At 37.7% G+C, this 24,832-nt stretch carries 28 protein-coding genes; 6 read left to right on the top strand and 22 right to left on the bottom strand.

The window, feature by feature from the left end; translation table 11 throughout:
* The 9 genes from OZX60_01250 to miaA all read right to left on the bottom strand — a co-directional run bounded on the left by OZX60_01250 (position 1) and on the right by miaA (position 6,820).
* Positions 1-261, bottom strand: coding sequence for a hypothetical protein (locus OZX60_01250; protein WEV45405.1), 261 nt, complete (start codon positions 259-261; stop codon positions 1-3).
* Positions 261-854 carry a dTDP-4-dehydrorhamnose 3,5-epimerase family protein gene (locus tag OZX60_01245; protein ID WEV45404.1) on the bottom strand — a complete coding sequence of 198 codons (594 nt, stop codon included), beginning with the start codon at positions 852-854 and terminating at the stop codon, positions 261-263. The genes OZX60_01250 and OZX60_01245 overlap by 1 nt, the downstream gene beginning before the upstream one ends.
* 1 nt (position 855) lies before the next feature.
* On the bottom strand, positions 856-1,722 hold the full coding sequence (gene rfbA / locus OZX60_01240) for a glucose-1-phosphate thymidylyltransferase RfbA (GenBank protein ID WEV45403.1): 867 nt from the start codon (positions 1,720-1,722) through the stop codon (positions 856-858).
* A 131-nt stretch (positions 1,723-1,853) separates the two neighbouring features.
* Positions 1,854-2,216, bottom strand: coding sequence for a DUF2304 domain-containing protein (locus tag OZX60_01235; protein WEV45402.1), 363 nt, complete (start codon positions 2,214-2,216; stop codon positions 1,854-1,856).
* The gene (locus OZX60_01230; GenBank protein WEV45401.1) at positions 2,216-2,947 is read right to left on the bottom strand and encodes a glycosyltransferase family 2 protein; all 732 of its coding nucleotides are present in this window, start codon (positions 2,945-2,947) and stop codon (positions 2,216-2,218) included. Before OZX60_01230 ends, OZX60_01235 begins: the two co-directional genes overlap by 1 nt.
* A gap of 153 nt (positions 2,948-3,100) precedes the next feature.
* On the bottom strand, positions 3,101-3,994 hold the full coding sequence (locus OZX60_01225) for an SPFH domain-containing protein (GenBank protein ID WEV45400.1): 894 nt from the start codon (positions 3,992-3,994) through the stop codon (positions 3,101-3,103).
* 19 nt (positions 3,995-4,013) lie between these two features.
* Positions 4,014-4,694: a hypothetical protein gene (locus tag OZX60_01220; protein WEV45399.1), complete on the bottom strand. Its 681-nt coding sequence runs from the start codon at positions 4,692-4,694 to the stop codon at positions 4,014-4,016.
* The gene (gene hflX / locus OZX60_01215; protein ID WEV45398.1) at positions 4,681-5,928 is read right to left on the bottom strand and encodes a GTPase HflX; all 1,248 of its coding nucleotides are present in this window, start codon (positions 5,926-5,928) and stop codon (positions 4,681-4,683) included. The genes OZX60_01220 and hflX overlap by 14 nt, the downstream gene beginning before the upstream one ends.
* The gene (gene miaA / locus OZX60_01210) at positions 5,921-6,820 is read right to left on the bottom strand and encodes a tRNA (adenosine(37)-N6)-dimethylallyltransferase MiaA (GenBank protein WEV45397.1); all 900 of its coding nucleotides are present in this window, start codon (positions 6,818-6,820) and stop codon (positions 5,921-5,923) included. Before miaA ends, hflX begins: the two co-directional genes overlap by 8 nt.
* Positions 6,821-6,880: 60 nt before the next feature.
* On the opposite strand from miaA, the gene OZX60_01205 reads away from it, so the two are divergent.
* The gene (locus tag OZX60_01205) at positions 6,881-7,048 is read left to right on the top strand and encodes a DUF3042 family protein (protein WEV45396.1); all 168 of its coding nucleotides are present in this window, start codon (positions 6,881-6,883) and stop codon (positions 7,046-7,048) included.
* A 122-nt stretch (positions 7,049-7,170) separates the two neighbouring features.
* On the opposite strand, the gene OZX60_01200 is transcribed toward OZX60_01205, so the two are convergent.
* From OZX60_01200 to OZX60_01155, 10 genes are all read right to left on the bottom strand, one after another.
* Complete coding sequence (locus OZX60_01200) at positions 7,171-7,737, bottom strand: YtxH domain-containing protein (protein WEV45395.1); 567 nt, start codon at positions 7,735-7,737, stop codon at positions 7,171-7,173.
* Positions 7,738-8,184: a DUF948 domain-containing protein gene (locus OZX60_01195; GenBank protein ID WEV45394.1), complete on the bottom strand. Its 447-nt coding sequence runs from the start codon at positions 8,182-8,184 to the stop codon at positions 7,738-7,740.
* A gap of 61 nt (positions 8,185-8,245) precedes the next feature.
* Positions 8,246-9,031, bottom strand: coding sequence for a prolipoprotein diacylglyceryl transferase (lgt, locus tag OZX60_01190; GenBank protein WEV45393.1), 786 nt, complete (start codon positions 9,029-9,031; stop codon positions 8,246-8,248).
* Between the two features lie 8 nt (positions 9,032-9,039).
* Complete coding sequence (gene hprK / locus OZX60_01185) at positions 9,040-9,963, bottom strand: HPr(Ser) kinase/phosphatase (protein ID WEV45392.1); 924 nt, start codon at positions 9,961-9,963, stop codon at positions 9,040-9,042.
* A gap of 96 nt (positions 9,964-10,059) precedes the next feature.
* Positions 10,060-10,680: a nitroreductase family protein gene (locus OZX60_01180; GenBank protein WEV45391.1), complete on the bottom strand. Its 621-nt coding sequence runs from the start codon at positions 10,678-10,680 to the stop codon at positions 10,060-10,062.
* A gap of 116 nt (positions 10,681-10,796) precedes the next feature.
* On the bottom strand, positions 10,797-11,126 hold the full coding sequence (locus OZX60_01175) for a PspC domain-containing protein (protein ID WEV45390.1): 330 nt from the start codon (positions 11,124-11,126) through the stop codon (positions 10,797-10,799).
* Between the two features lie 37 nt (positions 11,127-11,163).
* Entirely contained in the window at positions 11,164-12,372 is a 1,209-nt protein-coding gene (locus OZX60_01170; protein ID WEV45389.1) for a DUF4097 family beta strand repeat-containing protein, read from the bottom strand.
* Positions 12,373-12,741: 369 nt separating this feature from the next.
* The gene (locus OZX60_01165; GenBank protein ID WEV45388.1) at positions 12,742-13,626 is read right to left on the bottom strand and encodes a DNA/RNA non-specific endonuclease; all 885 of its coding nucleotides are present in this window, start codon (positions 13,624-13,626) and stop codon (positions 12,742-12,744) included.
* Positions 13,619-14,080, bottom strand: coding sequence for a SprT family protein (locus OZX60_01160; GenBank protein ID WEV45387.1), 462 nt, complete (start codon positions 14,078-14,080; stop codon positions 13,619-13,621). The genes OZX60_01165 and OZX60_01160 overlap by 8 nt, the downstream gene beginning before the upstream one ends.
* A gap of 19 nt (positions 14,081-14,099) precedes the next feature.
* On the bottom strand, positions 14,100-16,229 hold the full coding sequence (locus OZX60_01155) for a Tex family protein (protein ID WEV45386.1): 2,130 nt from the start codon (positions 16,227-16,229) through the stop codon (positions 14,100-14,102).
* A gap of 74 nt (positions 16,230-16,303) precedes the next feature.
* Here OZX60_01155 and OZX60_01150 point away from each other — a divergent pair, with 74 nt between their 5' ends.
* The 4 genes from OZX60_01150 to zwf all read left to right on the top strand — a co-directional run bounded on the left by OZX60_01150 (position 16,304) and on the right by zwf (position 19,788).
* Positions 16,304-16,462, top strand: a complete 159-nt coding sequence (locus tag OZX60_01150; GenBank protein WEV45385.1) for an SPJ_0845 family protein — start codon at positions 16,304-16,306, stop codon at positions 16,460-16,462.
* A complete protein-coding gene (locus tag OZX60_01145; protein WEV45384.1) occupies positions 16,462-17,376 on the top strand; it encodes a permease in 915 nt (304 codons plus the stop codon). Before OZX60_01150 ends, OZX60_01145 begins: the two co-directional genes overlap by 1 nt.
* Positions 17,373-18,185 (top strand): TIGR03943 family protein, encoded by an 813-nt coding sequence (locus OZX60_01140; GenBank protein ID WEV45383.1) that lies wholly within the window; start codon positions 17,373-17,375, stop codon positions 18,183-18,185. The genes OZX60_01145 and OZX60_01140 overlap by 4 nt, the downstream gene beginning before the upstream one ends.
* A 115-nt stretch (positions 18,186-18,300) precedes the next feature.
* On the top strand, positions 18,301-19,788 hold the full coding sequence (gene zwf, locus OZX60_01135) for a glucose-6-phosphate dehydrogenase (protein ID WEV45382.1): 1,488 nt from the start codon (positions 18,301-18,303) through the stop codon (positions 19,786-19,788).
* Between the two features lie 38 nt (positions 19,789-19,826).
* Here zwf and OZX60_01130 read toward each other — a convergent pair whose 3' ends face one another.
* Positions 19,827-21,482 (bottom strand): polysaccharide biosynthesis protein, encoded by a 1,656-nt coding sequence (locus OZX60_01130; GenBank protein ID WEV45381.1) that lies wholly within the window; start codon positions 21,480-21,482, stop codon positions 19,827-19,829.
* A gap of 75 nt (positions 21,483-21,557) precedes the next feature.
* Between OZX60_01130 and OZX60_01125 the strand changes: the two genes are divergently transcribed.
* A complete protein-coding gene (locus tag OZX60_01125; GenBank protein ID WEV45380.1) occupies positions 21,558-23,012 on the top strand; it encodes a UDP-N-acetylmuramoyl-L-alanyl-D-glutamate--L-lysine ligase in 1,455 nt (484 codons plus the stop codon).
* A 31-nt stretch (positions 23,013-23,043) separates the two neighbouring features.
* Here the strand turns inward: OZX60_01125 and OZX60_01120 are convergent, their stop codons facing one another.
* Positions 23,044-23,814, bottom strand: a complete 771-nt coding sequence (locus OZX60_01120) for a DUF1803 domain-containing protein (GenBank protein ID WEV45379.1) — start codon at positions 23,812-23,814, stop codon at positions 23,044-23,046.
* Positions 23,815-24,750 (bottom strand): manganese-dependent inorganic pyrophosphatase, encoded by a 936-nt coding sequence (locus OZX60_01115; protein WEV45378.1) that lies wholly within the window; start codon positions 24,748-24,750, stop codon positions 23,815-23,817.
* Between the last annotated feature and the right edge of the window lie 82 nt (positions 24,751-24,832).

Here is a 24,832-nt window from a genome sequence, read left to right as displayed (position 1 = left end):
TTAGTCTAAAATCTTGTATTCTCGAGTAAACTTTTGGGCTGGGACGGCCTTTAGGTATTTACCATTAAAGACCATGATGTCGCCTACTGGTACTGTCATCTTGAGAAGGCCACCGGCGTTTTTAATAGCCAGCGACTTTTCTCCGTTCCACTTAAAGCTACCTTCAGCAAAGAATTTTTCAGCCCAAGCAGGCTGCTGGCTGTACTTTTGGACAGTCCAGGACTCAAGTTTTCTCTTGGTTTTAAGATGGAGAACCTTCATTAGAGGTCAGAAGCCTTTAGAGGTTTTACATCTTTTAATAGTGGGTGGTTTTCGTCAGCTTCAGATACTTCAGCCTCAGCCAGGTTTTCCCACTTGATGCCAAGTGTTTCATCCGCATAGTTAACAAAGGCATATTTTGGTTTTAATTCAAGTGCCCAGTAGTCATTAACCAAGTAGCTGTAGGCAACCTTGTTAGATAAAACCTGGAAACCATTTGCCACACCACGGGGAACAAAGATTCCCTTACTAGCATCAATTACAGTCTGATAGACATTTCCGAAAGTTTCCCCCTCGCGAAGATCTACCCATGAACCAAGAACACGTCCGTCATCAGCAACTGAGATGTACTTGTCCCAAGGCTCAGCATGAAGTCCACGAAGAACATTTTTTCTTGAGAAACTTACATTGTTTTGTAGTTTTCCTTGAGCAAAGAAGCTTTCAGGAAATCCTAAAGGAAGCATTTTTTCCTTTTGGAAGTTTTCCTTAAACCATCCGCGATTGTCCCCAAAAACTGGAATATCGAATTCTAGCATTCCTGGGATTCCAGGAATTTCTCTTGCAGCTAAGGCTTTATTAAAGAATTGTTCAGTCATCTTATTCCTCAATTAAACGGAGTAGGTATTGTCCGTATTCATTTTTCTTAAGTGGTTGAGCAAGTTCACGAACCTGTTCTTTAGTAATATAACCCATGCGGTAGGCAATTTCTTCAAGATTTGCTACTTGCAAGTTTTGCATACGTTGAACAGTTTCAATGTATTGAGCTGCTTCAAGTAGGCTTTCGTGTGTACCTGTATCAAGCCAAGCAAATCCACGGCCCATAAGCTCAACATCAAGGGTTCCACGGTCAAGATAAACTGCATTTACGTCGGTAATTTCAAGTTCACCGCGCGCGCTTGGTTTGATATTTTTAGCAATTTCTACAACATCGTTATCGTAGAAGTAAAGACCTGTGATTGCATAGTTTGATTTTGGATGTTCAGGTTTTTCTTCAACAGAAATAGCCTTCATATTTTCATCAAAATCAACGACACCAAAACGTTCTGGATCTTTTACTTGATAACCAAAGACAGTTGCACCTTTTTCTTTTGAAGCTGCTTTTTGAAGCATCTTAGAAAGGCCTGGCCCGTGGTAGATATTATCCCCAAGAACTAGCGCCACTGAATCATCTCCAATAAACTCTTCACCAATGATAAAAGCTTGAGCCAGTCCATCTGGGCTTGGTTGCTCAGCATAGCTTAGGTTGATACCAAGTTCACTTCCGTCTCCAAGAAGCTCTTCAAAGCGTGGAAGGTCTTGTGGAGTAGAGATGATAAGAATGTCTTTAATCCCAGCTAACATTAGAGTTGATAGTGGATAGTAAATCATTGGCTTGTCATAGATTGGCATAAGCTGTTTGCTTGCTGCGCGAGTTAATGGATATAAACGTGTGCCAGATCCTCCGGCTAGGATAATACCTTTCATATTTACCTCTTTTTCAAAATTTGTACCACTAGATTATATCATAATTATCTTTTTTCAGCGAATTTCGTTAAAAATTTACTTTATTTTTAATAAAAATTGTTTAATTTAATACTTATTTTTTAAAATTAAAGTTAGTCATCACTGTAATCAGAAGAGCTCTCTTCCGCCTCTTTTTTTAGTAACGAAACTTCCTGAATTAAAACTTTGATTTGATTGTCCTTTTTGGTATCACTACTTGTTTTCATGAGTTCAAGCACGAAAACAAAAACAAGACCGACAAAAAGAATAAAGTTGATGGTTAATCCAAAGCCTAATTCATGGGCTAATTTTTCAATTATTCCTGGAAAAGCTGCTAAAAATAAGATTCCAATACCAACAATCATCCAGGGAGCTGACCTTCTTAGCGAAAAAGCACTCCTATTAATCATTCGAACTATATAGACAAATAGTCCTAAGGCTAAAACTAGCATCTCAATTCTAAGTAATATAGACATTAGTCAACCTCCTTCATAAGTCCTGCGATAAAGATGGAGGTTAAAACGTCCATCATATAAGTAACAGATTTTAAAGCACTAATACTTGATTCCCCTTCGGCTCTCTCAAACATATGAGCAGGTACTTCTAAAATGCGGTTACCATGTTTGATAGCTCGGACAATGGTCTCAGGTTCCGGATAGGCAACCGGATAATTTTCTGAAAAATATTTAATTAATCTTCTATTTGCTGCCCTATAACCACTGGTTGTATCATAAATCTTTTTCCCGGTCACAAGTTTAATAGCTTGAGATATTAAATTAATACCCATTCTCCTAGCGGCTGTTGATTTAAAATTATCTTGATCTTCTTTAACAAAGCGAGAACCAATGACGAAATCAGCTTGATTCTCTAAGATTGGAACAACAATATTTTCAATACTTGCAATATCATGTTGTCCGTCTCCATCAAACTGAACAGCTACGTCATAATCATTTCTAAAGGCATAAAGATAGCCCGTTTGAACGGCACCACCAATTCCTAAATTTTGAATTAGGTTAACATGATTCAGTTTATATTCTTCCAATACTTGCTTGGTATTATCTTTTGATCCATCATTTATAACGACATAATCAAGAATAAAATTAAGATCTTTAGCTTTTTCTTTTTTAAAATCTTCAACCATTTTCACAGTATTTACAATACTTTTTTCTTCATTGTAGGCTGGAATTATTAAAATGACCTTCTTCATTGTACTCCTTAAAACAATTAATTATTCTATACATATCCATATCTAGATATAAGCTTCTTGCATTATATCATATCATCTAAGTTTCTGCGACCCGCTTTAAATTACTAGCTAAAACGATAAAAAGAAGGTAAACAACTTACCTTCTTTTTATCATTATTTCTGCGCACTAAGAGCCGTCATTATCTGAGTTCTGATATCTTCTACTCCCTCTGGACTTGCTGGTAGAAAGACTGTTGAATTTCCTTTTTCAGCAAACTGGTTAAGAGTATCTAAATATTGGTTGGTCAGTAAAATTGACATGATTTGCTCTTCATTGATATTTACATTTGCTTCCTTCATCTCAAGAATAGATGCTGCAAGACCGTCAACAATAGCACGCCTTTGCTCAGCAATCCCTACCCCGTGAAGCCTGTCTTTTTCAGCTTCAGCTTCAGCTGCTGTAACTACCTTAATTTTGTCTGCATGGGCAAGTTCTTGAGCGGCAACCCGTTTTCTTTGAGCGGCATTGATTTCATTCATGGCAAGTTTAACCTCAGCATCTGGTTCAACCTTGGTAATTAGCGTTTTAACTATCACATAACCATAAGTTGCCATTTCTTCAGTCACCTGGTGTTGAACCTCTAAGGCAATTTCGTCTTTTTTCTCAAAAAGCTCATCAAGGGTTAATCTTGGTACACTTGATCTCAAGGCGTCCTCAATGTAAGACCTGATTTGCTCAACTGGATTCATAAGCTTGTAGTAGGCATCAGTTATATTCTGCTCACTTACCCGGTACTGGGTAGCCACATTCATCTGTACAAAAACATTATCACGGGTCTTTGTTTCAACTGTCATGTCACTTTGAATTAAACGCAGTTGAATTCTTGCAGCAATTCGGTCAATTCCAAAGGGAAGTCTTAGGTGAATACCTGAAGTTGACACCTTTTGAAATTTACCAAAGCGTTCAATAATTGCAACTGTTTCTTGTTTAACTACATAAAATAAACTTCCTGCCGCAGCTAGGAAAAATACTACCAAAACACCAACTATAACTAATAAAACTATCATTTGATCTCCTATAACTAACTTAAGACTTTAAAAAGACCTTAAGTTTATCCCCATCTAACAGTAAAGTTTTCTCACAGCCAATTCCCAAAAGTTGGCTTAAGTCCTTCAACTCCTCAAATTTTGTTGATTCAACCGTTACATATGACTTATGGTAGAAAATTTTAGAGTTGGGAAAATCTTTTAAATTCTTTTCATTGATAACTTCTTCTGAAAAACCATCTACCGCTTGAAGTTTAATCATGCTCTCTTCTAGCTTCCAGGAAACTCCGTAGCCTGGAAAAAGATTTACAAGCTGTAAGAAAATAGCATCCTCCGCCTTAGAGCCCTTATCTTCTGGAAATACAAGGGCATCACCCTTGTCATTTGTAAAAACAAAACCATAAGAAAAATTTTGGAGGTTTAGCCTAATAAAACGATAAGAGGGATGGTTTACAGATCCTTCCCCAGTAAAATCAGGCTCAACATTAAAGTTATTTAAGGCCTTGCTTAAATCCAAGAAATAATCGAGGGCAGCTTGAGGGTCCTTTTTCTGGTAAAGCTCTGAAAAATAAGCATTAACAACACTGGCTGGTGGTGTCACAAGAGCTAACTTTTCATTGTCACTGGTTAACAGGCTTAGCCTATTAGCCAGGAGGGGTTTGTCCATTTCCATGTAACCGCCGTACTTAAGAGCAAGGTCGGTCCACTTAGATAAACTCATAGTTTTGTATTCTCCATTCTTGATTTTTAGCAATTGATCCGCGGATTTCATAGCTATCTTCTAACTCTTTCATATCGTCAATCAAAGCAACTTTCCCAAGATCTGCTAGCTTATAAGCTTCCGCATAAGGTACCTTAATGGCAAATTTTTCAAAAATTTCTTCGATTCTCTCAACAATCTTATCCTTAAGTTTTTTTACATCATCCTTGTTTTTAGCTGAAATTAAAATATTTGGATAAGCATCAGGGGTAAAATCACCCTTGATTAAATCAGCCTTATTGTAGACATTTAAGACTGGGATATCAGAAATTTTCAAGTCAGCCATTATTTTTTTAACAGTATCCTCATGAATCTGATGGTCAGGATTACTTGCATCAATAACATGAATTAGTAGATCCACATCAGAACTTTCCTCAAGGGTTGACTTGAAGGCATTAACCAATTCAGTTGGAAGATCTTGGATAAATCCTACAGTATCGGTTAAGGTAGCAATAAAATCATCCTTTAAGCTGAAATCTTTCGTTGTGGCGTCAAGAGTTGCAAAAAGCTCATCTTTCTCATATTGAATTTTATCAGTCAAAACATTAAAAATAGTTGATTTACCAGCGTTCGTATAACCAATTAATCCAATCCTAAAAATTCCTGATTTTTGGCGTTTTTGACGCATATTTAGACGGGTTTTTTCAGCCTTTTTCAATGATTTTTCAATATTTTCAATTCTAGTCCTAATATAGCGGCGGTCCATCTCAAGCTGACTTTCCCCTGGACCCTTACTACCAATACCACCTGCTTGACGGCTAAGAGCAATTCCTTTTCCAACAAGCCTTGGAAGCATATATTTTAACTGGGCAAGTTCAACCTGTAACATTCCCTCATAACTTTTAGCACGAGAGGCAAAAATATCCAAGATTAGCTGCATCCTATCGATTACCTTGACTCCTAGTAGCTCCTCAAGGTTCATGTTTTGTCTTGGGCTTAGACGGTCATTAAAGATTACAGTATCAATTTCATCTGCGTCGATATTTTCTTTAATTTCTTCAAGCTTCCCTTTCCCAACCAGGTATTTTCCATCAACTCGGTCACGCTTTTGAATAAATTCACTAATAACCTCGCCACCCGCTGTTGTAACTAAGCTTGCAAGTTCTTCCATAGATACTGAAAAAGTCTTGTAGTTCTCCTCAGTTTCAACTCCAACAATGGCAACTCGTTCTTTTCTTTCTTCAGTTTCAATCATGATTATCCTCCTCATGTAAGAATACCTCAACATCCCTTAAAACAGCTGTAGGATAGTCTTCTGACAGTACGTCATAAAAATCAACCTTCATGCGATTTTTAAACCAGGTCAGCTGTCTTTTGGCATAATGTCTGGTATTTTTCTTCACTGTTTCAACTGCACTTGCAAGGTCTACTTCTCCTCTAAAATAAGGGAAAAATTCCTTGTAGCCAATGGCTCTTGTTGCTTGAACTTGTGGAAATTGCTTAAAAAGGAGGTCTGCTTCATCTAAAATCCCTGCATCAACCATTAAATCAACCCTTTGGTTTATGCGGTCATAAAGAAGGGGACGTTCCATATTTAAACCTATAATCAAACTGTCATAGGAGAGAGGATTATTTTTAAGATTACTAGCTAGTTCATGCTTTTCAATCTCCCTAATAATCCTTCTTCTATTTGGTTCTTCAAGGCTCAAACCTGATTTTTTAAAAATTTCTTCAAGCTCTTGGTCATCCAACTGTTCAAGTTCATCGCGCCTTGCCCTCATCATATCATGATTATCAGATCCACCCAAATGATAACCTTCTAAAAGGGCCTGTAAATAAAGACCAGTTCCCCCAACAATTATGGGAAGCTTTCCTCTGGAACTTATCTCATCAATTAACTTTCGTGCCTGACTTGTAAAATCGTGGGCAGAAAAATTTTCATCAATTTTTTTTACATCAATCAAATGGTGGGGGGCTTGGGCCTGCTCCTCTTTACTAGCCTTTGCCGTACCAATATCGAGCCCCTTATAAACTTGCTGGGAATCTCCATTTATAATTTCCCCATCAAAGGCCTGGGCCAATTTTATCCCAAGAGCTGTTTTTCCCACAGCTGTAGGACCTGCAATAATTATAATTTTGTTTTTCATTTGATATTTTTCCATTTTTTTAAGATAATATAACTATAACATATATCGGAGGTATTCAAAATGAATAAATTTGTCAAGGGTGTTCTTGCAGGTGTAACCTCAACAGTAGCAGTTTCAGTAGCTGGAGCTCTTGCTGCCAAAAAGAAATTTATTGACCCAGAACTTGAAAAAGAAGAGTTCATCAATGAAAATCGTAAAAAAGCAGCCCGCAGACGTATTTCCCGCTAAACTTTAGGATTTTATCCTCAGTATCAATAAATTAATAAGGACTTATCCTCCCAAACCCCGAGGCTGAGTTCTTTTTTTATCAAAAAAACCTCTAGATTAAATTCTAGAGGTTTTATAATTTACTAATCCCTTAATTCATCTTCTAAGCGATTAATTTTTTCACGGCCTTCTTCCTTGATTTCGAAGGCTTTTTCCTTAACCTGATCTTCAACTTCAAGAGCTTTTTCCTTAAGTCGGTCCTTAACTTCTTGACCTTCTTCCTTCTTGTCATCAACAAATTTTTCAAGCTCTAATTCGAAATCAAGACCTTCTTCCTTAAGATTCTCGATAATCTCTGCGTCAGTATATTCAACATCATCCTTAATTTTTCTGAATTCATCAATGGCCTCAGCCTTTTTTTCATTCAAAAATTGGACAGCAGAATCAACTGAAATATCCCCGTTATCAAGGGCTTCACGAAGTTCAATGTATTTATCTTCAGCGAAATCACGGGCCACGTAAGCCTTATCAATCACTACTTCTTTTAATTCTTTAAGTTTTCCCTGAGGGTCTTCCTTGTATTCATTGAACTCTTCACGTAAATCTTCTCTTAGCTCTTCACCTTTTTTAGTAGCAGTAAGATAAGCCCCAACTGCACCAAGAGCAGCTCCAAATAAAGCACCTGTTAAAAATCCTGATTTTTTTGCCATCTACTTTTCCTCTTTCTTCCTTCTAGAACTAGAAACTTTCTTTTTACCCTTTAAAAGTTTGCTTGCAGCTCGGCCAACTGTAACAATTGTACTAGCCTTTCCAACAGTTGCAGCATTGGAATTAAAGCGTGATACAAAGTCTTGACCCTTCTCATTTATATCTGAAACGCTAACAGACAAGTCTGCTACGGTATGGAACAAGGGATCAACTGTATCCATCTTCTCATTAACATTATCCATAAGAAGATTGGTCTTTGACAGAAGTTGATCCGTCTGGCCCATCAGTATATCAGCGTCACTTGTCAGCAGGTTAACAGCTCCTGTAACCTCATCTGCCATTTTCGATAATTTTTTAATAAAATCGATTAAAAATACTATTAGAACAACGACAAAAGCAACTAAAATAAGGACTGCACCTACAATAATCCATAAGGCAATATTTTCCACATAAGCCTCCCATCTAAGCCTTGACAGCTAAATCTATTGGTAACATTATAGCAAATTTAAACTAGCCTTGATAATATTTACTCTTCTTTTTCCCCTGATAAACCATTATAGAAAGTCCAGCTAAGAAAATTAGGATTGAAACCAGCTGAGAAACCCTAAGGCCACCAATCATTAAACTATCAGTTCTCATACCTTCGATAAAGAAGCGACCAAAACCATACCAAATTAAATAAAAGGCAAATACCTGACCTCGTCTTAGGAAATTCTTTTTAGTCCTCAGAAGAAGGATTAAAATAAACCCAAGGAGATTCCAAACACTTTCATACAGAAATGTTGGCACCCTATAAGAACCATCAATAAACATTTGATCCTGGATGAATTTAGGGAGGTAATCAAGCTTTGATACTGCTCGTCCGTAAGCCTCCTGGTTGACGAAATTTCCCCAACGGCCAATGGCCTGAGCAATGAAAAGGCTAGGACTAATTACATCAAGAAAGTCTAGCGTATTAATCATCTTGTAGTAGCAGTAGACAACTAAAACTAGAAGCCCTGTTAGTAACCCACCATAAATGGCAATCCCACCATTCCAAATGGCAATGATTTCTGACAGATGATCCTTGTAGTAGGACCATTCAAAGACCACATAGTAAATTCTTGCCCCAATTATTGATAAGGGGAAGGCCAGTAAAATAAAATCTAAGATGTCATCTGCCTTAATCCTTTTTTTAGGAGCCTCCTTCATGGCTAAAATAACCCCTAAAACTACCCCTAAGGTTATAAATAAGGCATACCAGTGAATCTGTAAGGGACCTAATTTAAAGGCTATGGGATTAATTGATAAGAGCATAAATCCCCCTAACTATTTTTCTCAATAAGGTTAGTCAAACGGTCTTCAAATACCTTAGTTGCGTCATAACCCATATTTTTAGCATGGAAATTCATGACAGCTGCCTCAATAATGACTGAGATATTTCGACCAGTTTTAACCGGTATACTAATTTGCGGAATTTTAACATCTGCAAGTTCCAGGGTACCTGTCCCGTTTCCCAGACGGTCATATTCATCATCATTTGCATAAGGAACTAAATTTACAGCCAGATTTATTTCACTTGAATCCCTAACTGATCCTGCACCAAAGAGGGTCATTATATCCATGATTCCAACACCACGAATTTCAATTAAATGACGCAAAATTTCAGCAGCTTCTCCCATAAGAGTAAATTCACTTTTTCGGTAAACGTCAACTCGGTCATCTGCGATTAAAGAGTGACCTCTTTTGATTAACTCAAGACCAGTTTCACTTTTGCCAATTCCACTTGCACCCTGAATCAGAACACCTGTTCCAAAAATATCCATTAGGACCCCGTGGACAGTGAATCTTTCAGCAAGTTTCTCATAAAGATAGGTGGTAATAGCAGCTGACAGACGGCTGGTTACATCCTTTGATTGAAGGAGGGCAACATCTTGTGCTTCAGCAACCTTAACCATCTCCTCTGGAATCTCAAGGTCTCTTGCAACAATTACTGCTGGTGTTTCAGGGGTAAAGATTTTCTTTAGAAGTTCATAAAGGTTCTCCCCAGTGTGCTCCTGCATGTAACTCCACTCCTTACGTCCAATAACTTGAACCCGTTCAGGGGTGTAGTAGTCAAAATAACCTGACATTTCAAGACCGGGCCTTTCAATATCATCTGTTGTAATCTCCCTTTCCAGGGCTTCTTTACTTGCATAAACGACATCAAGTTTAATCTTATCAATTAAATTTTGCACAGTAACACTCATATCAACTTCTCCTTTTTCTATGACTCCTATTATAGCATACTAGCTTACATCTTTAATTTATAAGCTGGCAAACAAAAAAAGGGGATATCCCCTTTTTTAGACAAATCTAGTAATTTCTTCAGCGGCAACCCTTGAAGTTTTCTTACCTTCTTCATCAGCAATACCCACTGTTATGATAATGGCAGGTCTTGTGTCGCTTGCTGGTGAAAATTCATCATGAACCTCACTTGCTACAAAGCCACCGATAACATTAGTATCATAACCATAGTGACGGGCAACATTTAAAAAGTTGGCTGTAATAATTCCTGCATCAAAGGTCGCAAGTTCACGCTTTATCTCATCAGATAACATCTTATAGTTCTTGTGGAAGTATTCAATGCGTTCTGATTTCTTCTCTTCAGGAACATGTCCTTTTAGATACTCTGCATGAACAACCTTCTCTGCGTTATTTTCAAGTTGGAATCTAGAGAATATAATAAGGGCAAAACTTGAGGTTTTAACTTGCTCTGTATTGCTGTAAACCATTTGAGTTAACTTTTCTTTTGCTTGGGGACTTTCAACAACCACGAATTCCCAAGGTTGAATGTTCCTACTGCTAGGAGATTTGACTGCTAAATTAAGCATTTCAAGAATATCATCCTGAGCAATTTTCACGTCCTTATATTTTCTAATCGAACGACGGTTAGTTAAAATATCTAAAAAATCATTATTATTCATATCTTCCTCCTCTTTCATTATAACCTAGCTGGATTTTTTTTGTAATTTTAAGGCTCAAATATTTTAAGACTTGTCTACCTAAACAAAAAACTAGCCGCAGCTAGTTCTTTAAAGGCTTAGAAATCAGCCCAGTCATCATCGTCGTCATGGACTACCTCAGCATCTTTTCTTTTGCGAGAGCCATCTGTTGACTTTGATCTATCCTTGTAATAATAGTTCCCTTCAAAGCCATTATAGCTTCTGTAGTTTGAGTTTGAATCCTTAGGAATTATTATGGAAAGGAGAATATAAAGTGTTATTCCTGGAAAGCCAGAAGAAACTACTGACAAGGCAACATAGGCAATCCTAACCCAAGTTGAATCAAGTCCGAAATATTCTGATATCCCACCTAAGACACCTGACCAAACTCTATCAGTTGAAGATTTTGTCAGTCTTTTCTTTGGCATAATTTTCCTCTTTTCTTACATTGCTAAAATTATTATCTCATTTTTTTTCATCTAAGTCAGCATCTTTGAGCCAAATATTACCCATCCTAGATTCAATTTCAAAGGTAATAACATCATGACCTGTTCTGACTAAGGCCACACCGCTTTTCCCAATATCTAATGGATTATCTAATTCCAGGCGGGTTTTATATTTCCCAAATGATGTCTTAGCAAGTCCTGTAAATCCTGCTGAAGATGGAATTGACATCTTGATGTCACCATTGATATTTTTAATATTTATTTTTTTAGCCTTAAGGCTTGGAGCAAGGCGAATGGCCCCGTTGATTGATGAAAGTTCACTAGTTTCAAAGTCAGAGTTTACAGTCAAATCACCGTTAATTGTCTTAACGTTTAAGTCGGTGTAAGAACCACCAGAAACCTTCAAATCACCATTTTTTGTTGAAAGTTCAGTAATTGTTGAACTTAAACCATTAAGCTCCAAATCACCACTTATATTGGTGATGCGGATGTAGTCAGCAATGGTTGAGCTGACACTCACGTCCCCACTTGCCAGTCTAACAATTAAAGAGTCATATCTTTTGGCTGGAAGGCTTACTACCATGTCAGCTGACACACGCTTACTTGCAACATTGATGGTAAGAATGCCTCCAGCATCACTAATAAGGAGATTTTTAGCAAGAAAATCTTCTAAATCCTCGTTACCATAAACCTCAAGGTCAAAATCAATCTTGACCTTATCGTCATCTGACTTGATTACTTCAATATCTCCTGCTTGAGAGATGATATTTAAGGCACGAATATCTCCGTCAATAATCCTTGAATCTTGCTTCTTACTAGTTTTAACCTTGAATTTACCAGAATCCCATTCAAAGTTTTCATCGACCTTTGTTTTCATGTTATCAAAGACATCACTGCCCCAACCTAAAAGGCTTTTAAAGGCTTCTCCAATGCTGTCTGAAAGGTCAGTTGCATTAAATTTATCTTGTTCCTTATCCTTGTTCTCACTTTCTTTTTCCTGCTTGGCTGAATCATCCTCCCCGAATTCTTCAACTACTTCCTCAGTATCAAAGAAAGTTTTGGGATCAAAACCTGCAAAAATATCACTTAGGCTATCAAGACCCTTATCAGCATCTATATTATTTGTTTCATTATTTTTATTGTCAATGTTTTCAAGTAGTTCAATTGCTTCTTCATTGGAGATTACTCCATGACGCATTAAATCTAAAATTCTTTCTTTTTTATTCATGTTCAATTCCTCCTGCTATGTTTACATTATGTCAGATTTTCACCAAAAAAAATCAGTCCGCAGACTGAATTTAATTTTTGCTTATTTTTACAGATTATTTTTTGAAGATTTATTGCTCAATCTTGAAAAAATAAAACTCGTAAGTACATTCAAGCATATAAAGATAATAAGACTAACACTTATATTAAGCAATAAGTTTTTAGGCATATCAATAACATATCTAGTCAATAGAACGAATAAAGTAAGATCAACTACAAAAGGCCAATTATACTTCTTCAAGAAATTTTTCAAAATACCCAACCTCCCGTAAAAACTTACCGCAATTATATAATCATTATGGAAAACCAGTCAACCTATTGATTTTAATTTTTATAAATTATTTTGACCAGTCGAATAATTTATTTCAACCCCTGGTTGGACATTGAAAACATAAATATTCAAATCATATGATTTTCCGTCATCTTCGATGCTTTTTGCCATCATATGAACTCCTCTAGGTAAAAGTTCATTATCCTTATAGATTGGAGTAACCTGGTATCTAATATGGACATTTTGATAATACAAGGAATTTGAAATTTTTGATTCATAGTTACTCATCCCAGGACTATTAAAGGCACGTGTTCCCGTTACAAGATTTTCAAGACTACCTGCATCACCACAAAGCATCCAGGCTATTAAATGACTTCTGTTATAAACCATTTGATTTTGACCATCAAAATCAATCTTTTTATTGTTTGATTTTCCATTATACTTCCAACCTGCCGGATCATTACCTTGAGGAATCCCTGGGCGCTTTATACCCTTAACCTCAAGATACTTACTCCTACTAAGACGCGCGTTGGCCTGACCTGCTCTGGTCAAACCATCACGCTTGGAAAACTTAACCCAAAAGTCCTGACTGGCATCTTCCTGCATTTCTTCACTGGTAAAGGTTGACTTGTTATTATTTATGGCTACTGCAATATTTTGAACAGTCCCGTCCCAACTCAAATTTAGAAAATCAGAAGAATTTTCTGAAATGATTTCAGAAGTAGAAGAGCTACTTCCACTAGTCTGACTGCTTTCCTTTACTGAACTTTGAACCTGAGAACTTGCCGGTATATCATTTTTTACCTGGTTGGGTTCTGACCTTTCCAGGTAGAAAAGAAAACCTGCAATTATTAGGGCCAAAATAAAACCTAAAATCGGATATTTTTTGCTGACTTTTCTGACAGCCTGATTCCCTAGCTTCTCCAAGGGAGATTTTTTACTCATCTTCTACCTCCTGCAATTTTCCCTGACAATGTCCACAGACATATTTACTGGTATCAACCTTCCTTTGACGACGGTATCTTTTTTGACAGTCCTTACACCTATAAAAGTGATAGCTTTTGCCAGTAGAAAGCCGTGGTGTAAACCTTAATCCATCAACTTCCTTCAATAATTCCTTAAAATCAGAATCCCTATGCCGGTACCCCTTACCTGCTAGAAATAAATGATAGTGGGCCAACTCATGGCGAACTATTTTTCTAAAAGTCGAAAGGTCTAGGGCCTCATAAATTTTCGGATTAAAATCAAGGTGGCAATCGCTGGTAAAAAAGCGTCCTCCAGTTGTTTTCAAGCGGTTATTCCATCTCACTTGATGACAAAAGTCCCTGTTAAAATCTTCCAGGGAAACTTTTTTTACATATGAATCGAGGTCAAAATCCGCAATTCTAACTTTACTCATCTCCTGAAAAGTCCTGAGACTAGTCTCTTGGATTCAAAAGGCTAAGGTTGACTTTGTGGCGATCAAGATCAATCTTATCAACCCAAACAGTCACGATTTCACCTACGGCCACAGCTTCAGATGGGTGTTTGATATAGGCCTTACTGATTTTTGAGATGTGGATAAGGCCGTCTTCCTTGATACCAATATCAACAAAGGCTCCAAAGTCGACAACATTACGGACAACTCCTTCAAGTTTTTGGCCGATGGCCAGGTCTTCAATTGATAGGATGTCTTGTCTTAGACTTGGGGCATCAAAGTTATCACGCAGATCACGTCCTGGTTTAATCAGATCAGCCACAATGTCTTTTAGGGTTTCATGGCCCACTTCAAGCTTATCTGCCATGTCCTTAATATTTAGCTTGGCAAGTTTGCTACGTGCCTCCTCATTAAGATCAGTGATTTCAAGGGCTGAAAGTAGCGCTTTTACTACTGGATACGATTCCGGATGAACTCCTGTGTTATCAAGAACATTTTCAGCCTCAGGGATTCTTAGGAAGCCTGCAGCCTGCTCAAAAGCTTTGGCTCCAAGTCTTGGTACTTTTTTAATTTCAGTACGACTGGTGATTACCCCATTTTCCTCACGGTATTTAACAATATTTTCAGCAATCGACTTGTTTAAACCTGATACATGGCTTAAAAGAGCGGCACTGGCTGTGTTGACGTTGACTCCCACCTGGTTAACCACAGTGTCGACAACGAAGTCCAGGTTTTCAGACAGCTTCTTGTCGCTAACGTCATGCTGGTACTGGCCGACTCCAATTGATTGCGGGTCAATTTTAACAAGCTCAGCAAGTGGATCTTGAAGACGGCGGGCAATAGAGATGGCTGAACGTTTTTCAACAGTAAGTTCAGGGAACTCACGGCGGGCAAGCTCACTTGCTGAATAGATTGAGGCACCTGACTCATTTACAATCACATAATAGGCATTAAGTTTTTCACGCTTAATAACCTCTGCCACAAAGGCTTCAGACTCACGTGAGGCTGTTCCGTTACCAATGGCAATCATTTCAACCCCGTACTTGTTGACAAGGTCAGCAAGCTCTTTTTTAGCAGCTTCAATTTCAGCAGCCTTTGCTGGCTTAACCGGATAGATGACCTTGGTTTCAAGGAGTTTTCCAGTTGCGTCAACGACAGCAAGTTTGGCTCCAGTTCTAAAGGCTGGGTCAAACCCAAGGACTACTTTACCCTTAAGAGGAGCTACTAGAAGAAGGTTACGGAGATTTTCTGAGAAGAGTTCAATGGCTGAGTCTTCGGCGGCCTCAGTCATCTCGTTTCTAAGCTGTCTTTCCATGGCTGGAACGATTTTCTTTTTAATGCTGTCTTTAATGGCAAGATTTAAGTATTTGTTACCACGCGCATTAAAACGAGTTTCAAAAAAGCGTTCAATCTTGTCAGAATTATTAGCGAACTTAACAGACAAAATTCCTAATTTTTCCCCGCGGTTTAGGGCAAGAACCCTATAATTAGGCAATTTTGAGATGGCATTGTCAAAGTCATAGTACATGAGAAATACTTTTTTCTCATCTAGGATTTCGTCTTTAACCTTGCTAATTAAATGGCTGTTGTTGCGGATTTCAGACAGAGTCCAATTACGAAGTTTGACGTCTTCACTAATGGCTTCGCTCAAAATGGCCACAGCTCCTTCAAGGGCAGCTTTTGAGGTCTTTACCTTATCATTTATAAAGTTTTCAGCCTGCTCTTCAATGTCAGAAACATTTTGCATGATCAATTTAGCCAGTGGGAAGAGGCCGTTTTCGCGGGCGATAGTCGCCTTGGTGCGGCGTTTTTCCTTGTAGGGAAGATAAAGGTCTTCTACTTCTTGCACCCTTTCGGCAGCTTCAATTTGCGTGCGCAGAACGTCAGTTAATTTACCCTGTTTTTCAATTATAGAAAGAACAGCCTTCTTGCGGTCCATAAGGCGCTCAAGTTGAGCATGGGTATCAATAATTTTTTTAATTTCAACCTCATCAAGACCGCCTGTCATCTCCTTACGGTAGCGGGCAATAAAGGGAATGGTATTGCCTTCTTTGGTAAGTTCTAAAACAGTTTCAACCTGATTTGGTGTTAAAGTAATAGCATTTGCAATTTTTTCAATATTTTTTTCCATAGCAATTTATTTTAACATATTTTATAAGTTAGTGATAAAATAGGGATAGTAAATAAATTTAAATGGAGGAAATTATGGCACTAACATATAAAAAACGAGATGATCTTGATAAGGTTTTAAGCGAGTTCGCAAGTTTTCCTGATGATCTTTTAAATCCTAAAGATAAAGATACTGCAGATAAAAAAGAAGATTCAAAAACTGATAAAAAGAAGGAGGGTGAAAAGACTAAATAATGTTTAGCAACCTACCTTACGGGGTGCTTCAATGTGCGACAATTTTTATGTCCATAGTAATTGAGGCACTTCCTTTTGTTTTAATGGGCTCTATCATCTCAGGTTTTCTTGAGGTTTTCCTTACAGCTGATTTAATCAAAAAATTATTACCTTCAAATAAAATTCTCAGAGTTTTATTTGGTATCTTCTTTGGCTTCTTCTTTCCCTCATGTGAATGTGGAATTGTCCCTGTGATTAGTAGGCTTATGAACAAGGGAGTTCCTTCTTATACAGCCCTACCTTTCATGGTCGCAGCTCCTGTAATCAATCCTATTGTAATCTTTGCAGGCTATATTGCCTTTGGTAACTCAACCCACTTGGTTCTTCTTCGGACCCTTGGAATAATTCTTGTGGCCTTTCTTCTTGGGTTGTTTCTCATTTATGTCTACCAAAAATCACCCCTCAAGGAAAAAGACATAGAATCAGATGATTATACCCATGACCACAACCATAGTCATGATTTAAAAAACATTAAAGGTAGCCACAAAATTTGGTTGGCTTTAAACCACTCAATCGATGAATTTTTTGATACAGGAAAATATTTAATAATTGGAGCCAGCCTGGCAAGTTTCTTACAGATTTACCTGCCAACAACCTTTATTACAAGCCTCAACCATAATAAACTTTTAGGCATCCTTGTAATGATGCTTCTAGCCCTGATTATGTCCCTTTGTTCAGAGGCAGATGCTTTTGTAGGGGCAAGTTTCTTAGGACTTTTTGGACCAGCTCCAGTTCTTGCCTTCCTCCTTCTTGGACCGGTCGTTGACATTAAAAATCTACTTATGATGTCTCGCTACTTTAAACCAGCCTTCATCGCTCAATTCATCGCACTTGTTTCGCTCACAATCATAATCTTTACGGAGTTCTTTGTATGATTCGATTTTTAATATTATCTGGCTATTTTGAACTAATGATGTATCTAATGGCTAGTGGAAAACTCAACCAGTACATAAATGTTCACTATAGTTATTTGGCTGAAATAAGTATGGTTCTAGCCCTCTTTTTATCAGTTGTTCAGCTAATTAATTGGGTTAAAGCCAGCAAGCAAAAGCATAGAAATTCACCAAAAATGATCCTAAAAAATTCTATGTCTTATTTACTTTTAGCCCTTCCGCTCTTTGTCTGCCTTTTCCTACCTTACGAATCACTTGATGCATCCGTTGTAAATAATAAGGGGTTTGTTTTTCCCCTATCAAAGGAATCTGGCACTAGTGATGACGGGACAACAGTTCAGTATCTGAAGCCCAATACCAGCTCCTACTTCACTAAGTCAGATTATGATGATTTAATGAAAAAAACACTGAAAACCTATCAAAATTCAAGCCTCATCGAAGTTACTGAAAAAAATTACATGGAGGTCATGGAACTTATTTATGACTATCCTAGTGAATTTATTGGCAAAAAAATTCGCCTAACTGGCTTTGTCTACAATAACGCTTCTGGTGAACAAAATTACCACTTCCTCTTCCGCTTTGGTATCATCCACTGCATAGCTGATTCAGGTGTCTTTGGTCTTATGATTCAAACCAACCAGGACTACAAGGACAATACTTGGCTTAGTGTTGAAGGGACTATCATTAGCCAATTCTTTGATGTTTATAAAAGAAATATACCAGCCATTCAAGTTGATCAGGCCCAAGAGGTTGATCAACCATCCAACCCCTATGTCTATAGAAGTTTTTAAGCTCAAAATTAAGGAATTCTTCCTCAAAATCTGGCTTAAGTCCTATGGCTTGGGCAAAAGATAGAATTTTATGATAGAATAGGATAACTACTATAAAAAATTAAGGAAATGATATATGTCAAAAGTTTTAGTCACAATCTTTGGTGCAACTGGTGATCTAGCCAAGCGTAAACTTTACCCATCACTTTATCGTTTATATAAATCCGGTGTTTTAGAGGAGGACTTTGCGGTAATTGGAACTGCTAGACGTCCTTGGACCAAGGAAATGTATGAAGAAGTTGTTTTGGATAGTATTTCTGATTTAATCGAAAATACTGAAGATGCAAAAACCTTTGCTAGCCACTTCTACTATCAGGCTCATGACGTAAACGACTCTGAAAACTATGTAACCTTAAGAAATCTATCCCTTGAATTAGGGCAAAAATATAAAACAGACAATAACAAAATCTTCTTCCTAGCCATGGCACCAGAATTTTTTGGAACAATTGCTGGCCACTTAAAATCAGAAAATATAACTGATGGTCTAGGCTATGAACGATTAATTATCGAAAAACCTTTTGGTACAAGCCTTAAAACAGCTGAAAAACTAAATAAGGAGTTATCAGAAGCCTTCACAGAACAGCAAATCTTTAGGATTGACCACTATCTAGGTAAGGAGATGATTCAAAACATATTTGCCATTCGTTTTGCAAACTTCATCTTCGATAAAATCTGGAACCGTGACTTCATCGATAACATCCAGATAACCTTTGCTGAAGCAATTGGTGTAGAAGACCGCGGTGCTTATTATGATAAATCAGGTGCCCTTAAGGACATGGTCCAAAACCATATTCTCCAAGTTCTATCTCTTTTAGCCATGGATAAACCTGCGTCCTTCAAGAGTTCAGATATCCTAAAGGAAAAAATTAAAGTCCTCGAAAATTTGGAACTTCCTTCTACTGAGGAAATCAAAAACAACTTTGTTCGCGGACAGTATCAAGCTGGACATTTTAATGGTCATGATTTTACAGGCTACCGGGAAGAAAATGCCGTTGACCCTCAATCAATGACTGAAACTTTTGCGGCTGGAACAATTTTTGTTAACAATGAAAGATTTAAAGATGTTCCCTTCTTCTTTAGAACTGGTAAAAGAATGACTGAAAAAGGGACAAGGATTAATATTGTCTTCAAGAAGGAAAATTCAATCTTTGACTCAAAAAAAGAACTAAAACAAAATATCCTTACCATCTACATTCAACCAACTGAAGGATTCTCCCTTCTAATGAACGGGAAGGAAGTTGGTAAAGACTTTAATATCCACGATATCAAACTTGATTTTAGGCATAATGCAGCAATTCTTGGAAATTCGCCTGAAGCCTATGAAAAACTCATTTACGATGTCCTTCACGGAGATGCCTCTAACTTCTCACGTTGGGAAGAGGTTAAAGCTAGCTGGATTTTAATTGACGACATTGAAAAAGTCTGGGCTGATGACCTTGTTCCCCTTTATCCATATGAGGCTGGTAGTATGGGGCCTAAGGAAAGCTTTGATCTTCTTAAAAAGCATGATACCTCATGGGTTTGGCAACCAGACTTATGGTATAAGGAAAAGGCCAATAATTAATAAAAATAAAAAATAGACTTAATAGTCTATTTTTTATTTTACATTTTTAATTTTTTTCTTAAACGAACGCCTCGTTCCCCTAAAAGTAAATCAATATAATGAGATTTTAAAATTAGGAAAAGGTAGGTCAGAAAACCACTTCCACCAGCTAAAACAATAACAAGAAGGGACCTAACTTTACCTCCAGGGCCTAGGACAAATCTTAAAAGAGTAAAGACTAGAGCAGTCACAAGGGCCATAATGATTGTAAAGGTTAAAATACCTGCCAAGCGTCTAAGCAGTAAATTAATATCAAAATCTGTAATTCGGTGTAACTTTTTCATGTAGAAATAACAGGCTACACTAAAGGCCAGAGTTGTTGAAATCATAGGTCCATATGATTCAAACAAGTAAATGGCTGGTATCTGAAGTAAAATCTTCAAAAGAACAATGTAGAAGAAATATCTAACGGCTAGTCTACTTCTTCTGAGGGACTGCATCATTGGTGTAATCATCATGTAAAGCCCTAGGACAAAACTTTGGATTACAGCAAAAACAAATAGGTTCAAGGCCAAATTATTAGGTCTGTTATAAAAAACCGTATAGGCTGGTAGAGCCAAAATTGAAAGACCTGTCACAGCTGGAACCATAAAGGCAAAGTATAAAAGTAAATTATCACTTATAAGATTTGCTGTGGCCTTGGTATTTCCCTTAACAAAATTTGCTGTAATCAGGGGAATCCCTACTCCACTTATGGAAACAGCAACAGCCACAAGTATCATTGTAAGCTTATCTGGATTACCAGAAAAATAACTAAAAAATGTCAAAAGGTCAGAACTTGTAAAGTTTCCAATATGCGTCATAACATTTGAAAAGGTAAACTGATCAATTACCTTAAAAATTTGAATGGCTGATCCAAGAATAATGAAAGGTACTGCCTGAATTACCGTATTTACAAGGAGTTCCTTCGAGTTAATTGATACCTTAGTGGGACCTGGATTGATAATCCTTGTCAAATCCCCTGTTTTAACCAAGTAATAGAATAAAACAGCTATACTTGCAAGCATCCCGATAAAGGCTGCAGTCGTTGACTGGATAACAGCCTTAACATAATCTCCACTACCAAGTTTCATGATAATAAAAGCTGTTAAAAGCATCCAGATAACCCTAATCAATTGTTCAGCAAGCTGGCTGACAGCAAAAGGTTTCAGATTATTATTTCCCTGGAAAAAACCTCTGATTACACTCATCGCTGGGAAAATAAAAACAGCATATGACAGGCTTCTCATAACAGGAATTAAAGAGTCACCACCTCCACTCATATGAGCTAGAGCGGGAGATAAAAGGTACATGGCAATTGATGCCACCGCCCCTAAAATCAACATAAAACCAGACATCTGTCTGACAAGTTTATAACTTACATTTTTATCGCCTAAGGTATTGTATTTAGCCACCTCCTTGGCTACAGCTACTGGAATACCAGACGTTGAGATAAGTAAAAAGAGGGCATAAACATTATAACCCATTCCAAAAAGAGCATTTGCTTCATTAGCACTGGTCCCCATCCAAGCGTACCAAGGGATAATGTAAAGCGCTCCTAAAAACCTAGATAAAAAATTTCCCATGGTAAGCCAAAAGGAACCTTCAATCATCTTGTTTTTTTGATCCTGCTCAGTATCGTCGAGCAACGTTTCAATTTCATCAATGTTTTCCATATCTATATTTTAGCGAAAATTAAAAGATTTACAAGAAAAATAGAATTTTCCAGAAATTTGTTTTATACTGAATCCATGATTAATATAGATGAAATGATAAAAATTCTCAAGGAAGATGATAATTTCCGTGAGATTATAGATGGTGATAATTACTACTACAAATACCCACATGAACTAAGTTTTACCAAGGTTTCTTATGATTCAAGGGATGTTGACAGCAAGACGCTTTTTTTTGCCAAGGGATTAAATTTCAAAAGGGAATTTCTCTTAGGTGCAGTTGAAGCTGGACTTAAATTTTATGTATCTGAAAGAGACTATGAGGTTGGAATCCCAGTTCTTATGGTATCAGATATTAGAAAGGCCATGAGCCTTCTTTGTCAGGCCTTTTACGGATATCCTCAAAGGGACTTAAAGATTATGGCCTTTACTGGAACCAAGGGCAAAACAACTGCTGCTTACTTTGCCAAAAACATTCTTGATGCTACAAATGGTCATAAAACAGCCCTCCTTTCTACCATGGAGACAACTCTTGATGGAATCAACTACTTCAAGTCTGCCCTTTCAACCCCTGAAAGTCTTGATCTCTTCAGAATGATGGCTTGTGCCCGTGATAACCACATGACCCATTTAGTCATGGAAGTTAGTAGCCAGGCCAATAAAATTTCAAGGGTCTATGGTCTTAAATACGATGTAGGTATCTTTTTAAATATTTCACCAGACCACGTGGGACCAATTGAACATCCGACTTATGAGGACTACTTCTACTGTAAACGAATGCTGATTAAAAATAGCCGTTTCATGGTAGTTAATTCAGATATGGACCATTTTGACCTTGTCAGGGACCAGTGTGCTGACATTCCTCATGCCTTTTATGGTAGTAAATCAGACAACCTCATTCATGATTCTGAGGCCTTTAGCTTCAAAACGACTGGAGTCTTCAATGAAAACTTTGATATCAAGCTGATTGGCCACTTCAATCAAGAAAATGCCCTAGCAGCAGCTCTTGCAGCCAAGGAATTGGGGGCCGACATCTCTGCCATTAAAAAAGGAATCGCTAAAACAACAGTTCCTGGCCGAATGGAGATTCTTAAACAAGCTAACGGGGCCCATGTCTATGTGGACTATGCCCACAACGGGGTAAGCTTAAATAATCTCCTAGAGGTTGTAGAAACTGCCCAGGACGGCAAGGTTCAACTTCTTCTAGGAGCACCCGGTAACAAGGGAGAAAGCAGAAGGAAGGATTTCGCAGATGTCTTAAATAAGTACACGAACATCCAAGTTATTCTAACCTCAGATGATCCAAACTTTGAGGATCCTTCGGACATCTGTGCTGAAATCGGAAGCTTCATGACCCGTTCTTTTGAGACCATAATCGACCGGGAGGAGGCCATTCAAACAGCCCTAGCAAGAACCAAAGGGCCAGGGGATGCTGTCATCATCGCTGGAAAAGGAGCCGATGCCTACCAGATTATCGGTGGGAAGCATGCTGAATACGCAGGTGACAGGGCAGTAGCCGAAAAATACCTGTAAATTATTGGCCATAAACATAGAGAGAAAAAACTCAGGGAAGGGATAGTCTTCCTTGAGTTTTTGTCTGCTGTTTAAGTTGTGAAATAATAAAGTCACGTGGATTATCAAATTCGATTACTGGAAATTCATAAGCTTCAACCAATTCAAGGTCTCCCAAAGCGTAACGTTTTTCTTCTAGTTCTCTAATATACCCGTAAACCTCCAGGGTCTTAATAAAGATATCCATGCGCTTTTGAGGAACAAGATCCCGCTTGGCATATTTTAAAAGAAAGGCTGTCATATATTTAAGGGCGTAATCACGATTGACATCCCCAATTAACTTGTAGATTTGATCTTCAAGCTCTGTTAAAGGAATATTTTTTTCAACCTTATAAAAATAGTTGGCCAAATTATTTTCAGTTCTTGCATAATCACTCGTAAAAAAGAACTTGAGATCATTTGTAGTATTTTCAAGCATTTGGTTGATTCGACTATTTTCCAAAAGTTCTTGGAGCTTAGAGCCGCGGACAACAAAGAAGGGCTGATTATAGACCAAGATAGCAGGAGCGTCAACTATTCTGTCAGACAGGTCAAAATCCCCATCACCAAAAAGCTGGAAATTATTGTAGTAGCGTCTGTCGCGTCGGCTGATGAAACCCGCCTTAACATATTCTTCAATTTTCCGGTCAAGTTTTTCAACATCTGCAAAATCTCGCTTGATGTCGCGAAGGCTTACATCAGGATTTTCGTTTAAATAATCGATTAAACTTTGAAAAAACGGCTGTTTGGTCAGCCGATTTTCATTATATATTTTGATTGCCATTTATTTTTCAAAGGCTTCAGTAAGTTGAGGTACAACCTGTTTCTTACGTGATACTGCCCCTTCAAGAAAGGCGTGGTTGTTGTTAAGTTTGAAGTTAAATGCTGCTTCAACCTTATCAGTGTTTGCTCCTAGGTGCATGATTTCTGAGTTGCTGTTTACGATGTCAGTAATCATAAGAACAAAGTCAGAGTAACCATTTTGCTCCATAGCAGCCTTCATAGCTTCTTCGATTTCTCCTTGGCGTTCAAGAACTTCGTCGATATCAACAGTGTTGACCTGTGCTACACGAACAGCGTTTCCGTTTAACTCGAAAGTTTTTGCATCGATGTCGATTAGGACGTCAGCAGACTTGCTTGCAAGGTTTGTTCCAGCCTTAAGCATAGCTAGACCGTACTCTTCAAGGTTAACACCAGCAAGTTCAGCAAGTTCAGGAGCAATTGCGCGGTCTGAATCTGTTGTTGTTGGTGATTTAAGAAGTAGGGTATCTGAAACTAGACCTGATAGAAGAAGTCCTGCGATTTCAGGGCCAACTTCAAGGCCACGTTCTTTGTACATGCGGTAAACGATGCTTGATGCAGATCCAACTGGTTCGAGACGCATGAATAGTGGGTTTGCAGTTTCAAAGTTTGCTACACGGTGGTGGTCAACTACAGCAAGAACTTCAAGATCTTTAATATCAGAAATTGATTGTTGTGCTTCATTATGGTCAGTAAGCATAACTTTACTTACATCTTCTGATTTAGCTGATTCAACAACGCGCGGTGCATCCATTTTGAAGTAGTCAAGTACAAAAACAGTTTCTTCATTAGGAGTACCAAGAGCTACAGCCTCAGCTTCAAGACCTTCAGTCTCTCTTACTAGATTTGCATAGGCAACACTTGATGCAATAGCATCAGTATCTGGGTTAAGGTGTCCGAAAACGAAAACTTTAGACATTTTATCTACTCTCCATTCATTTATTCATCTTATTTTATCAGATTAAGATGGCTTTTTCTAGGGGATAAATATTTCATTAAGA

The organism is Streptococcaceae bacterium ESL0687 (genome assembly GCA_029392475.1).
GTDB lineage: Bacteria > Bacillota > Bacilli > Lactobacillales > Streptococcaceae > Floricoccus.
This window is presented reverse-complemented; position numbering and strand designations above follow the sequence as displayed.